General features: G+C 50.8%; 13 protein-coding genes. 5 read left to right on the top strand and 8 right to left on the bottom strand.

Going from position 1 to position 12708, the window contains the following annotated elements; genetic code table 11:
* Positions 1–61 precede the first annotated feature (61 nt).
* A complete protein-coding gene (locus tag AB4K05_RS09370) occupies positions 62–748 on the top strand; it encodes a GntR family transcriptional regulator (RefSeq protein WP_368479696.1) in 687 nt (228 codons plus the stop codon).
* Between the two features lie 34 nt (positions 749–782).
* Here AB4K05_RS09370 and AB4K05_RS09375 read toward each other — a convergent pair whose 3' ends face one another.
* The 6 genes from AB4K05_RS09375 to AB4K05_RS09400 all read right to left on the bottom strand — a co-directional run bounded on the left by AB4K05_RS09375 (position 783) and on the right by AB4K05_RS09400 (position 7831).
* The gene (locus AB4K05_RS09375) at positions 783–1211 is read right to left on the bottom strand and encodes a universal stress protein (RefSeq protein WP_368479697.1); all 429 of its coding nucleotides are present in this window, start codon (positions 1209–1211) and stop codon (positions 783–785) included.
* Between the two features lie 240 nt (positions 1212–1451).
* Entirely contained in the window at positions 1452–2906 is a 1455-nt protein-coding gene (locus AB4K05_RS09380) for a mannitol dehydrogenase family protein (RefSeq protein ID WP_368479698.1), read from the bottom strand.
* A 160-nt stretch (positions 2907–3066) separates the two neighbouring features.
* Complete coding sequence (locus AB4K05_RS09385; RefSeq protein WP_368479699.1) at positions 3067–4608, bottom strand: MFS transporter; 1542 nt, start codon at positions 4606–4608, stop codon at positions 3067–3069.
* 26 nt (positions 4609–4634) lie between these two features.
* Positions 4635–6041, bottom strand: a complete 1407-nt coding sequence (uxaC, locus tag AB4K05_RS09390) for a glucuronate isomerase (protein WP_368479700.1) — start codon at positions 6039–6041, stop codon at positions 4635–4637.
* 46 nt (positions 6042–6087) lie between these two features.
* A complete protein-coding gene (rspA, locus tag AB4K05_RS09395; RefSeq protein ID WP_368479701.1) occupies positions 6088–7302 on the bottom strand; it encodes a starvation-sensing protein RspA in 1215 nt (404 codons plus the stop codon).
* A 202-nt stretch (positions 7303–7504) separates the two neighbouring features.
* Positions 7505–7831 (bottom strand): YnfA family protein, encoded by a 327-nt coding sequence (locus AB4K05_RS09400; RefSeq protein WP_368479743.1) that lies wholly within the window; start codon positions 7829–7831, stop codon positions 7505–7507.
* A 148-nt stretch (positions 7832–7979) separates the two neighbouring features.
* On the opposite strand from AB4K05_RS09400, the gene AB4K05_RS09405 reads away from it, so the two are divergent.
* Positions 7980–8321, top strand: a complete 342-nt coding sequence (locus AB4K05_RS09405) for a DUF1283 family protein (RefSeq protein WP_368479702.1) — start codon at positions 7980–7982, stop codon at positions 8319–8321.
* A gap of 38 nt (positions 8322–8359) precedes the next feature.
* On the opposite strand, the gene AB4K05_RS09410 is transcribed toward AB4K05_RS09405, so the two are convergent.
* Positions 8360–9070, bottom strand: coding sequence for a YnfC family lipoprotein (locus AB4K05_RS09410; RefSeq protein ID WP_368479703.1), 711 nt, complete (start codon positions 9068–9070; stop codon positions 8360–8362).
* Positions 9071–9173: 103 nt separating this feature from the next.
* On the opposite strand from AB4K05_RS09410, the gene AB4K05_RS09415 reads away from it, so the two are divergent.
* Positions 9174–9428, top strand: a complete 255-nt coding sequence (locus AB4K05_RS09415) for a DUF1161 domain-containing protein (RefSeq protein WP_368479704.1) — start codon at positions 9174–9176, stop codon at positions 9426–9428.
* Between the two features lie 32 nt (positions 9429–9460).
* Here AB4K05_RS09415 and AB4K05_RS09420 read toward each other — a convergent pair whose 3' ends face one another.
* On the bottom strand, positions 9461–9862 hold the full coding sequence (locus AB4K05_RS09420) for a dTDP-glucose pyrophosphorylase (RefSeq protein ID WP_368479705.1): 402 nt from the start codon (positions 9860–9862) through the stop codon (positions 9461–9463).
* 259 nt (positions 9863–10121) lie between these two features.
* Here AB4K05_RS09420 and ynfE point away from each other — a divergent pair, with 259 nt between their 5' ends.
* Positions 10122–12557, top strand: coding sequence for a selenate/tellurate reductase subunit YnfE (gene ynfE / locus AB4K05_RS09425; RefSeq protein ID WP_368479706.1), 2436 nt, complete (start codon positions 10122–10124; stop codon positions 12555–12557).
* A gap of 10 nt (positions 12558–12567) precedes the next feature.
* Positions 12568–12708 (top strand): 4Fe-4S binding protein (locus AB4K05_RS09430; RefSeq protein WP_368479744.1); only part of this gene is annotated, 141 nt, incomplete at its 3' end.

Consider the following 12708-nt stretch of genomic DNA (forward strand, 5'->3'; position numbering starts at 1 on the left):
CTGGGCGAGAAGGCAAAAAAAGCGTAAAATAACAGCTTAATCAGCTGATAAGAACGATTCAATGGCCGCCGAAACCCAACTGAACCCTACACAGCCCGTCAACCAACAAATTTATCGCATTCTGCGCCGCGATATAGTGCACTGTCTTATTGCGCCTGGGACTCCGCTGTCTGAAAAAGAGGTCTCTTTGCGGTTTGACGTTTCCCGCCAACCGGTGCGCGAAGCGTTTATTAAGCTTGCGGAGAACGGCCTTATTCAAATTCGCCCGCAGCGCGGCAGTTACGTCAATAAAATATCCCTCTCTCAGGTTCGTAACGGGTGTTTTGTGCGTCAGGCGATTGAATGCGCCGTGGCGCGGCGGGCCGCAACAATGATCACCGACGAGCAAAGCTACCAGCTTGAGCAAAATCTGCATCAGCAGCGTATTGCTATTGATAGGCAGCAGCTAAATGATTTTTTCCTGCTCGATGATGAATTCCATCAATTACTTTCTAATATTGCCGATTGCCAGCTGGCATGGGATACCATCGAAAATATTAAAGCTGCGATTGACCGCGTGCGTTATATGAGTCTCGATCATGTCTCCTCGCCAGAAATGTTGTTACAACAGCATCACGAGATATTCTCCGCGCTGGAAAAGCGTGATGTTGATGCGGTGGATAAAGCGATGACTCTGCATCTACAGGAAATTAGCGAATCGGTTCTGCTTATCCGCCAAGAAAATCGTGAGTGGTTTAGCGAAGAATAGTAAAAAGGGCCTTCATCATTGAAGGCCCTTTTTTTTAACGAACAACCATGGTTGGGATGTTGGCATAGCGCAAAATCGACTCCGCGTTCGAACCCAACAGATGGGTGCTCATTCCGCGCTGCCGTGATCCAATCACGATAACGTCGTATTCACCGGTTTTGCTCGCGGCGAGGATTTCATCGCGAATATTACCAAAGCGAACTTCCGTGTGCAGACGCTCCGGGTCCATATCAAATAAGCGTTGCAGATTGATCATTTTCTTGGTGGATTCTGCCAGCATATAATCTTCAAACTTTTTAATGTCTGAAGCGAAACCGCGTAAAATTGAACGCGAGCTATTAGGCAGAACATTAAGCAACATAATTTCACCCGTTTCGCCAGCCAGATAAACCGCATGACGAATAGCCTTATCGCTTAGGTCCATTTCAAATACATCTACAGGCATGAGAATTTTTTTGTACATGGCACAATTTCCTTATTCCAAGTGTTCCATTTTCTTCGGCTATAACCATGCCATAGTTAGGCCATTGGATATAGCACTGATTACTCATAATGCTAGATGATCTGCGAAAATAATCGTCCATTATTTCAATTAGATTAAAGGAATTTAAAGAAGTGTCGAATGGGAATTTCGTTTAATTAACGTGTAGGATTTATAGCTAAAAAAATGCCGCCAGAAATGGCGGCATTATACGCTCACGGATTAGATATAAGCCGCAACGGTGGCTTTCGCGCCTTTGCTCAGCAAAGAAAGATACGCGGAGGTCACTTGGGTGACAAACTGACTGTTTTGCGGCAAATCCTGACCAAAGATTGCATCAATAGCCAGCAGCGCTTGAACGCGAGATTCGCCCTCTTCGCTTTTCGCCACCGCCGCTTGAATCACCGGCAGCAACGGATCGCAAACTTCAATCGCGTTGCCCTGCTCATCTACACCGCCTACGTAGCGCATCCAACCGGCAACACCGAGCGCCAGCAGAGTGAAACTGCTGTTGTCAGCCAGATGCCAGCGGACGGAGTCCAGCATACGCTGTGGCAGCTTCTGGCTACCGTCCATCGCTATCTGCCAAGTCCGGTGACGCAGCGCAGGGTTGGTATAACGCGCAATCAGCAAATCGGCATAGCGCGCCAGATCAACATTCTGCACTTTCAGAGTTGGCGCCTGCTCTTTCAGCATTAAATCATGCGCGGCGCGACGGTAGTTTTCATCGCCCATGCAATCATTAATGTGCTGATAGCCCGCCAGATAGCCCAGATACGCGAGGAAAGAATGGCTGCCGTTCAGCATACGCAGCTTCATTTCTTCAAATGGGATAACGTCGCTAACCAGCTCTGCCCCCGCTTTTTCCCACGCCGGACGACCCGCAACGAAGTTATCTTCGATAACCCACTGGCGGAATGGCTCACAGGCTACGCCCGCTGGATCGCGAACGCCGGTCAGCTGTTCAATTTTATCCATCGTTTCTGGCGTGACGGCAGGAACGATACGGTCAACCATGGTGGAGGGGAACGTCACGTGAGAAGCAATCCAGTCGCCCAGACCGGCATCAACGGCGCTGGCATAGGCGCACACCACGTTACGCATCACGTGGCCGTTTTCCGGCATGTTGTCACAAGACATCACGCTGAATGCAGGCAGACCTGCGGCTTTACGCCGTGCCAGCGCTTCAACCACCACGCCCGGTGCCGATTTCGGCTGGTGCGGGTTTTGCAGGTCAGCAACGATTAATGGATGATCGAGCATCAATTGGCCGGTCGCCGGAGAGTGGCAGTAACCTTTTTCGGTAATGGTCAAAGAAACGATAGCCACTTGGGGTTCGCACATTTTTGCCAGTACGGTTTCCAACCCATCAACCTGGGCGTGTAGCGCTTCTTTAACGACACCAACAACGCGCGCAGTCCAGGCATCAGCCGACATTTCTGCCACGGTGTATAAATTGTCCTGATGGTTCAGGTCAGCAATCTGCTGCTCACCGCCAATCAGGTTAACTTCGGTATAACCCCAATCGCTGCCGTGGTCGGCGGCAAGAATATCGGCATAAACTGCCTGATGAGCGCGATGGAATGCACCAAAGCCCAAGTGCACAATGCGTGACACCAGCTTGCTGCGATCGTAGGTTGGGAGAGTTGCCTTAGCGGTTAATAGCTTATTCTGCATCTTTTTGACTCACTGTAGAGAACGTTGATTGCCATACTAGATTAACGAGTTCATCACGAGAGATTTTGATTTGCATTAATATATTGGTGATTGGTATGACATGATTTTTAAGTTGTGTGACAGCATAGGCAAAACGACACCTATGCTGTTTACATGATTTTTAGTGTACCCGCACCGGGCGAGTTGACTGACTTTCAGCCTCCTGCGGCGAGTTCCACAAATCGTCATATGAATAGCCGGTCAGGTCTTCTACGATATGCCGGGCCTGTGGCGTGACATCTTGTTTCGAACCATTGGCCTTCAGACGCTCGACTTCATCAACAAAAATCTTGTGGGTCTGTTTGTTAAGGTGGAACGTCAGCGCTTGCCATAGTGCTATCAGCAATAACCCTGCGGTACCGATAAACAGCATCATGGCGATGGTGTTAACTGCACTTTCCGGCTGAACCTGACTCCCCTTCACAAAACCGCCCTCCTGCAGCATCACGCCAACGGCAAAGGTAGCGATGGCAACCGTCGTTTTACGCGAGAAGGTCATGACTGCCGCGAACAAACCTTCGCGACGCTGGCGGGTGATCATCTCGTCAATATCTGGGATGAATGGGAAGACGTTCCACGGTGTGAATTCCAAGACACAACGACCTACCTGATACAGCGCCGCCAACACCAGCAGAATTGTCACTTTATTATCGGTCGGGAACTGGTAAACCATAAACAGCCCGGCCAGACATAGCATCATCAACGTGTAGGCGAAGACATACAGGCGCGATGGACCGTATTTGATGATTGCCACCCCTGCCAACAGCGTCACCGGCAGGCCAACAATGCTCATCGACAGCAACGTACCCGACAGCGAAGACGAGACATTAAGGCAGTACACGCAAAAGAACACAAACACCGTGTTGTAGATATCTTTCGCCGTAAAGGAGAACAGATAAATGGCCAGATGTTTGCGGAATGCGCGCACCTTCAGGGTTGAGAAGTACTCCTTAAACAAATTCCCCACCGCCGCAACTTTCTGCGTAAAGGAGGTCGGTTGACGATGGCTTTCCAGCTCGGCCTGCATTTCTGGCGTCAATTCACGCTCCCAAGTCACTTTCCAAGAGATGAATACGCAGAACATAAAGATGACCGAGAAGACCACACCGTTAATAAAGTAAGCATGCGGATCGTGCTCACCAAAGTGGCTGATGAGCAGCCCCGGAATAAAGGTGGCGAGGAACGTCCCGGATGCCGACAGGAACATACGGCAGGTCGAGAGCTTGGTACGTGAGTTGAAGTCCTTGGTCATTTCTGACGGCAGGGTTTCCCATGGGATAAGCACCATGGCGGCAATAATTTCAAAGGCCAGATAGACTGCCAGATAAAACCAGAAGCTCATTCCGGTTACCCACAGCAGCATGTAGACCAACATTAATGGCGCGCCCAGCAGCAAGAAAAAGCGCCGACGGCCAAATCTTTTCCCTAATGCATTTTTATAGAAGTGGTCGGTAAAGCTGCCCATAAATAGGCTGACTATCGCATCAACAATACGCGCAATGGCCACAATAGAGGCCGCTTCTACCGGTGATAATCCGACAAACGTTGTGTAAAAGAATAAAAGCCAGGCGCCGATAACGGTAAATGCACCGCCGCCCATAATATCTGTTAAGCCATAGCCAATACTGACGGGGATTGTTATTTTTCTATTGGTACGAGACATGTTCTACCCTCATTTAAGGAAGGACGTTAGAATCTAAAATAATTAACGGCATTGTCGTGACAAATATTTCTAACCATCCGTGTTAAAAGCCTGTCGTCATTAGGAATTTCCCCACGGTCTACCCAACCACCGATTAAATTGCACAGAATACGGCGGAAATAATCATGGCGAGGATAAGAAACCAGACTGCGCGAATCGGTCAACATGCCCACAAAGTGCATTAATAACCCTTGGTCAGCGAGGCTATTGAGCTGATTTTCCATGCCGCGACGGGTATCGTTAAACCACCAGCCGGAACCAAACTGCATCGGCGATTTCACGCCCTCGTCGCCAGACTGGAAATTGGCAATGGTGGTAGCAACAATATCGTTATAGCTACCGTTAAGGTTGTAGAGAATCGTTTTTGGCAGTGCATCAACCTGCGCCATCGCATTCAGGAGCTGGTTAAGTCCGGCTGCGAGATTGCTTTGATCGGCAATCGAGTCAAAACCGGTATTCACCCCCAACTGCTGGTGCATTTTGCTGTTGTTGCTGCGAATCGCACCAAAGTGAATCTGCATCGCCCAGCCGCGCTGCTTATATTCTTTGGCCAGCATGACAAACATGGCGCTGGTCAACTGCGCGCTCTGGTGTGCAGTTAACGCTTTACCGCTGCGTTTTTGACAGAAAAGCGCATCCACGCTTGCATCATCTGCGCCCTGATACTCAATCGTTACCGGACCATGATCGGAAATACGGCATCCCGCTTCATGGAACCAGTCAATACGCTGCGCCAACGCTGAGGCAAAATCAGCGAATGAACCGATTTCAACGCCGCTAATCGCCGACAATTTGTCGACAAAACGGGCAAACTCATCGCCGTCTTGCACAAACAGATCGTCGGGCCGAAACGTCGGCAATACCTTGGTTTTAAAGGTTGGATCCTGCTGCAGCAGACGGTGATATTCCAAAGAATCCAGCGGCGCATCGGTCGTGCAAATCACTTCAACGTTGGAGCGCGAAATCAAACTGCGGGGTTTAAAATCATCACTCGCCATTTGTTGATTGCAGTGCTGCATAATTTGCTGCCAGTTTTCACTGCTCAACATCTCATTACAGGAAAAGTATTTATTTAATTCTAAATGCGTCCAGTGATACAGCGGATTGCCTAATGAGGCCTCCACCGTTTCTGCCCACGCTTTAAATTTCTCTTCCGCCGTTGCATCACCGGTAATAAAACGTTCGGCAATACCATTAGCGCGCATTGCCCGCCATTTATAATGATCCCCCGCTAACCATAGCTGGGTAATATTTTCTATTTTTTTGTTTTCGTATATTTCTTTTGCGTCGAGATGACAGTGATAGTCGATGATCGGTAATTGCGCTGCAACATCTTTATATAACCGAGCACCGACTTCACTCCCGATCATGAAACGATCGTTAATGAAGTCCATGTTATTTCTCTTTGCCAATAATAAATAAATTAAAAATAGGTGTGACTTACCAGTTCCACAGCGTGCCATCTTCCAGACGTGCGACCGGCAGATACGCAGGATCGTACGGATATTTGGCGGCCAGCTTTTCATCAAACTCAATGCCTAACCCTGGTTTATCACCCGGATGCATATAACCGTTGTCGAAGGTCCAGTTGTGCGGGAAGACTTCCAGCATCTGTTCGGAATAGCCCATATATTCTTGGACGCCGAAGTTCGGTACCCACAGGTCGAAGTGCAGCGCGGCGGCCATGCAGACAGGAGAGAGATCCGACGGGCCGTGCGAGCCGGTGCGTACCTGGTAGAGCGAGGCAAAATCAGCGATCCGACGCATCCCGGTAATACCACCGGCGTGGGTAATGGTGGTGCGGATATAGTCAATCAGCTGCTCTTCGATGAGCTGTTTGCAATCCCAAATACTGTTGAACACTTCCCCCACCGCAATTGGCGTGACGGTATGCTGACGGATCAGGCGGAAGCATTCTTGGTTCTCGGCAGGCGTTGGGTCTTCCATCCAGAACAGGCGATATTGTTCAACGCTTTTACCAAAGCGCGCCGCTTCAATTGGCGTCAGGCGATGGTGCATGTCGTGCAGAAGATGTTCGTTGAAACCAAATTGGTTACGCACTGCATCGAACAGTTTCGGCGTGAAATCGAGATATTTTTCCGTCGACCACAGCTGTTCTTCCGGCCATTGGCCTTTGGTTGCTGGTTCATACGCCAGGCCTTTGCCTTTCGACATACCGTATGTCGTTTTCATTCCCGGTACGCCGCATTGGACGCGAATCGCCTTAAAGCCCATCTCCTTATGGCGAGCATAATCTTCCAGCACTTCATCAATCGTGCGCCCGGTGGTGTGGCAGTAAACCATCACCCCTTCGCGGGATGCGCCGCCCAGCAGTTGGTATAGCGGCATATTGGCGGCTTTCGCTTTAATATCCCACAGCGCCATATCGATGGCAGAAATCGCCGACATGGTGACCGGGCCGCGACGCCAGTACGCGCCTTTGTAGAAAAATTGCCAGATATCTTCGATGCGGTGCGCATCACGCCCCACCAACTGCGGGCACAGATGATCCTTCAGATAAGACGCCACAGACAGTTCGCGGCCGTTTAGCGTGGCATCGCCGTAGCCAACCAATCCGCTATCGGTGGTAATTTTCAACGTGACAAAGTTACGACCCGGACAGGTTACAAAAACCTCAGCACCCACAATTTTCATCTTCAATCCTTACATCTCATCGGTTAGTGAGCAAAACTTACGCCCTGAGCTACTACCATACAAGTATAGAGATCAAAAAATGCCGAGAAGGATCACAAAATAAGGGGATTAATTAGAATGAATGCATGAGGAATCATACGAACGACGGATGTTAAGCGCATAAAGTCACGCCAACATCCCGTTATCAATAACACGGTCGAGTCTACCCTCGGCCCCAGCCAGCAACGATAATCAGCATACCGCACAGCGCGACTGCCGCGCCGGTCCAGTCGTAGACCGTCAGCTTTTCGCCCTCAACCACGCGTAACCACAGCAACGCGGTAAAGATATAGACACCGCCATAAGCCGCATACACTCGCCCACTGGCAGCAGGATGCAGAGTCAGCAACCAGACAAACATGGCGAGCGCTAACCCTGCCGGCAGCAGCAACAGTGGCGTTGCGCCCCGCTTGAGCCATAGCCAAGGGAGATAGCAGCCGATAATTTCACACAGCGCGGTGGCAAAAAACAGTAAAGACGTCTTTAACATCATGTTTCATCAAACATTGGTAGGTCTGGCTATCATACGTAAAAGTTCAGGCGATTCGACCCTGTTTTTCGCAGGTTTGCCCACAGTAAGAGATGTAGTAAACTGGAATCAGGAGTTATCGTATTCACTATCTCGAAGGAACACGCAAATGAAAATTACACTTGGCAAACGCCTGTGCCTGACGGCAATGCTCGCGCTGGGAGCCATCGTGTACACCGCATCTGCCTCTGCTGAAACCAACAAACTGGTTATCGAATCTGGCGATAGCGCTCAAAGCCGCCAGAACGCAGCGATGGACAAAGAGCAGTGGAACGACACTCGCCAACTGCGCCAAAAGGTCAACAAACGCGCAGAGAAAGAGTGGGATAAAGCCGATGTTGCTTTTGACGCCCGCGATAAATGCCAGCAAAGCCCGAACGTTAATGCTTACTGGGAACCGAACACACTGCGTTGTCTCGACCGTTCAACCGGTCGTTCTATCAACCCATAGTGTATCAAGGGCGCCGTTGGCGCCCTTTTCATTTTCACTCAGTAGTACTCAATGGTGTTTTTAATCGAGTAAAGCTGGGTCACCGGCGGTTTCGCACTCTGATCGACAATCTTAAGCTCACAGCTCACTGGGTTATCGTGCCGGTCGTAATCGCAGTTTTGCGTTACGTGGGTAATCGGCTGTTTGTTCAGTAAACTCACGGCGGTGTAGTCGAGCTTTTTATGGGCATCCGTTGAAAGCGTCGAGACCACTGAGAGCGTCTTATCTTTTGCCGTTGAGGTTTTACCTAGCGGGAACCCTTCTGCATCATAACGGTAATCCACCTGGCTATCTTTACCGAGCGCTTTAACCACAAAGCCGTCATCATCGGTCTCCCAAGCGACTCCCGCTGATGGGAATTCGGCCAACTGACATTTCCCCTGTAAACGAACCCGCTTTTCGCGAGTCACGCCATCGAGATAGTAGTTAGCATCAAGCACCAGCAGCGCGCCGGTATCTTCTTCTATGTTATGGAATTCGAGTAAATCGAAGCAGCCTTCTGGAGAAAGCTGGGCGCTCACCCGTTTTGCCACCTCACCTTTTTCATTCAACAACGTCTGGCTGAAATCTTTCACCGGACCGCGCAGCGGATCGAAATCAAACTCATTAGAAAAACTGGCCATTTCCGGCGTCAATGCCGCAGGCGTTTCATCATTGTCACAGCCGCTAAGAACCACCATGACAGATGCCAGTAAAATACGTCTCTTCACACCACAGTCCTGTTTCGGGAGTTTTCCCAATGATATTAGGAAATACAATTGTTTACACTACCGATGCTATACTTTTTCCGAACCTACAGAAAAGGAGCCATCCATGAAAATTTCGCGTTGGTTACCGGCGCTCCTGCTCGTCGGCGCACTCCCTGCACTGGCGGCCGTTCCTGATTCGTGCGAGCGTGTCAGAAGCGACATACAGCAAAAAATCATCGGCAATGGGGTCGCTGAAAGCGCCTTTACGCTTGATATTGTGCCAAACGATCAGGCAGATCAGCCGGGGGCTCAGGTCGTTGGCCACTGCGCCAACGATACCTTTAAAATTATCTACACCCGCACCGATAGCACTCAGTAACGCGATACCGTCTCTGCGGAGACGGTGCCGTATCAACTCTCCTGAACGACCGTAAATTCCAGCGCAATACCAATTAACACGCCGTCATTTAACGACCGATCGTCCGATAACGCATCAAGATTGCCATGAAAACGCAGCTGTTGAGCGGCAGTGTTAATGGTCAGCTTCGCGCGCAAGCACGGTAGAGTCTGCGAGCCGATGGGATAAACCACTCGCCCGGAAACCAATACGGGGATCTTACGCAACTCAGTGACTTGCGATACTCCGACGGTAGAATAGAGAACAGCCAACGGCGTGATAGCCACCACCTGCCCATTCGTCACGCGGCTAAAATCGAGCAAAACTTCGGGGCGCAAAAAATTTACCCCTTTATAGGGAACCGTGATCGCATCGACGGCGGGCATCGGGATCACCTGCGAAGCACTATCCAGCATATATCTATTCCTGTAGGGGACAGCTAATGCGCTCTTTGCAGAGAAAAACATCAACCGTGAAATAATATTTTTTTGTTGTAAAACAATTATGCACAGCAGTTAACAACCTAGCAAATCCCCTTCAGAAAATTCCTACATTAGCAAAGTTTATCTTTGACCAAGAATAATACTTGTATACCACTTAGCGGGTATGATCTTTCCATTATTCGTCTTTTTTGAGTCCCTATCCGCAATCATTAATACAATAATGGAGTGAGTAATGTCCTATCTGGAAAAGCCTGGAGGGCTGAGCCGGCGCAGCCTGATTAAATCATCAGCCATCGGTTCTTTAGCATTAGCGGCGGGCGGGTTATCACTGCCCTTCTCTTTACGAGCCACCGCTGCTGCCGTTAAGCAGGCCGGGCGCCCGGATGATAAAGTGGTATGGGGTGCGTGCTCCGTGAACTGCGGCAGCCGCTGCGCCCTACGTCTGCACGTGAAGGATGATGAAGTTTATTGGGTAGAAACCGACAATACCGGACACGATGTCTATGGCGATCATCAGGTTCGCGCCTGTCTACGCGGCCGCTCCATTCGCCGTCGTATCAACCATCCTGACCGTTTGAACTACCCGATGAAACGCGTCGGCAAGCGCGGTGAAGGCAAGTTTGAACGTATCAGTTGGCAAGAGGCGCTGGACACCATCGCTGGCAACCTGCAACGGGTGGTGAAGGATTACGGTAACGAAGCGGTATATATCAACTACGCCTCCGGCATTGTCGGCGGTAACATCACCCGCTCCTCACCTTCCGCGTCTGCGCTGATGCGCCTGATGAACTGTTATGGCGGTTCACTCAACCAATACGGCACCTATAGTACCGCGCAAATCGCCTGCGCCATGCCTTATACCTACGGCACCAACGACGGAAACAGCACCTCCGATATTGAAAATAGCAAACTGGTGGTGATGTTTGGCAACAACCCTGCGGAAACGCGGATGAGCGGCGGCGGAATCACCTATTTTCTTGAACAGGCTCGCGAACGCTCAAATGCGCGCATGATCGTTATTGATCCGCGCTATACCGATACCGCCGCCGGGCGTGAGGATGAATGGATCCCTATTCGTCCCGGCACCGACGCGGCGCTGGTCGCCGGTATCGCTTGGGTATTGATTGACGAGAATATGGTCGACCAACCGTTCCTCGACAAATACTGCGTCGGTTATGACGAGAAAACTCTGCCCGAGGGCGCGCCGGCGAACGGCCACTACAAGGCCTATATTCAAGGTCAGGGCGACGATGGAATTGCCAAAACCCCACAGTGGGCTTCTCGCATCACCGGTATTCCTGCCGACCGCATTATCAAGCTGGCCCGCGAGATTGGTAGCGCTAAACCGGCTTATATCTGCCAAGGCTGGGGGCCACAGCGCCAAGCTAACGGTGAACTGGCGGCCCGCGCTATCGCTATGCTGCCGATCCTCACCGGCAACGTCGGCATTAACGGCGGCAACAGCGGCGCGCGTGAGTCGACGTATACCATTACCATCGAGCGCTTCCCGGTGCTGACTAACCCGGTAAAAACCGCTATCTCCTGCTTTACCTGGACCGACGCCATTGACCACGGTGCGGAAATGACCGCCACCCGTGACGGCGTGCGCGGCAAAGATAAGCTCGATGTGCCTATCAAGTTCTTTTGGAACTACGCCGGCAACACCATCATTAATCAGCACTCGGACATCAACAAAACCCACGAAATTTTGCAGGATGAAAGCAAATGCGAAATGATCGTGGTGATTGAAAACTTTATGACCGCCTCGGCAAAGTACGCCGATATTCTGCTGCCCGACCTGATGACCGTTGAGCAAGAAGATATCATCCCCAACGATTACGCTGGCAATATGGGCTATTTGATCTTTATCCAGCCCGTCACTGCACCAAAATTTGAGCGTAAGCCGATTTACTGGATCTTAAGTGAGATAGCGAAACGACTGGGCGACGATGTTCACCAGAAGTTTACCGAAGGCCGTACGCAGGAGCAGTGGTTGCAGTATTTGTACGCCAAAATGCAGGCCAAAGACGCAGCCCTGCCAAGCTACGATGCGCTGAAGAAAATGGGGATTTATAAGCGTAAAGATCCGAACGGGCACTTTGTGGCCTACCGCGATTTCCGCAACGATCCCGAAACCAATCCGCTGAAAACCCCGTCAGGCAAGATTGAAATCTACTCCGCACGTCTGGCTGATATTGCCGCCAACTGGCAGCTTGAGAAAGACGAAACGATCAGCCCGCTGCCGGTTTATGCCTCAACCTTTGAGGGTTGGGACGACCCATTAAGCGAGAAATTCCCGCTGCAACTGTTCGGTTTCCACTACAAAGCGCGCACCCATTCCAGCTATGGCAACATCGACGTCCTGCAAGCTGCCTGCCGCCAAGAAGTGTGGCTGAATCCTATCGATGCGCAAAAACGCGGCATCAAAAACGGCGATATGGTGCGCGTGTTCAACGAACGCGGCGAACTGCGTATTGCCGCGAAGGTGACACCACGCATTATGCCGGGTGTCTCCGCAATGGGCCAAGGCGCATGGCACGACGCCAAAATGGACGGAGACCGCATTGACCACGGTTCTTGTATCAACACGCTGACCACTCATCGCCCATCGCCGCTGGCAAAAGGCAATCCACAGCACACCAACTTGGTCGAGATCGCGAAGGTATAAGGACTAACCCATGAGCACGCAATACGGATTTTTCATCGATTCCGCCCGCTGCACCGGTTGTAAAACCTGTGAACTGGCCTGTAAAGATTACAAGAACTTAACCCCGGACGTCAGCTTCCGCCGTATCTACGAATACGCGGGTGGCGACTGG

Source organism: Kluyvera sp. STS39-E, from assembly GCF_040932435.1.
GTDB lineage: Bacteria > Pseudomonadota > Gammaproteobacteria > Enterobacterales > Enterobacteriaceae > Kluyvera.

Bases quoted from the DNA above. Each gene is read 5' to 3' on its own strand.
- AB4K05_RS09370 (WP_368479696.1), top strand. From the start codon at position 62: ATGGCCGCCGAAACCCAACTGAACCCTACACAGCCCGTCAACCAACAA.
- AB4K05_RS09375 (WP_368479697.1), bottom strand. From the start codon at position 1,211: ATGTACAAAAAAATTCTCATGCCTGTAGATGTATTTGAAATGGACCTA.
- AB4K05_RS09380 (WP_368479698.1), bottom strand. From the start codon at position 2,906: ATGCAGAATAAGCTATTAACCGCTAAGGCAACTCTCCCAACCTACGAT.
- AB4K05_RS09385 (WP_368479699.1), bottom strand. From the start codon at position 4,608: ATGTCTCGTACCAATAGAAAAATAACAATCCCCGTCAGTATTGGCTAT.
- uxaC (WP_368479700.1), bottom strand. From the start codon at position 6,041: ATGGACTTCATTAACGATCGTTTCATGATCGGGAGTGAAGTCGGTGCT.
- rspA (WP_368479701.1), bottom strand. From the start codon at position 7,302: ATGAAAATTGTGGGTGCTGAGGTTTTTGTAACCTGTCCGGGTCGTAAC.
- AB4K05_RS09400 (WP_368479743.1), bottom strand. From the start codon at position 7,831: ATGTTAAAGACGTCTTTACTGTTTTTTGCCACCGCGCTGTGTGAAATT.
- AB4K05_RS09405 (WP_368479702.1), top strand. From the start codon at position 7,980: ATGAAAATTACACTTGGCAAACGCCTGTGCCTGACGGCAATGCTCGCG.
- AB4K05_RS09415 (WP_368479704.1), top strand. From the start codon at position 9,174: ATGAAAATTTCGCGTTGGTTACCGGCGCTCCTGCTCGTCGGCGCACTC.
- AB4K05_RS09420 (WP_368479705.1), bottom strand. From the start codon at position 9,862: ATGCTGGATAGTGCTTCGCAGGTGATCCCGATGCCCGCCGTCGATGCG.
- ynfE (WP_368479706.1), top strand. From the start codon at position 10,122: ATGTCCTATCTGGAAAAGCCTGGAGGGCTGAGCCGGCGCAGCCTGATT.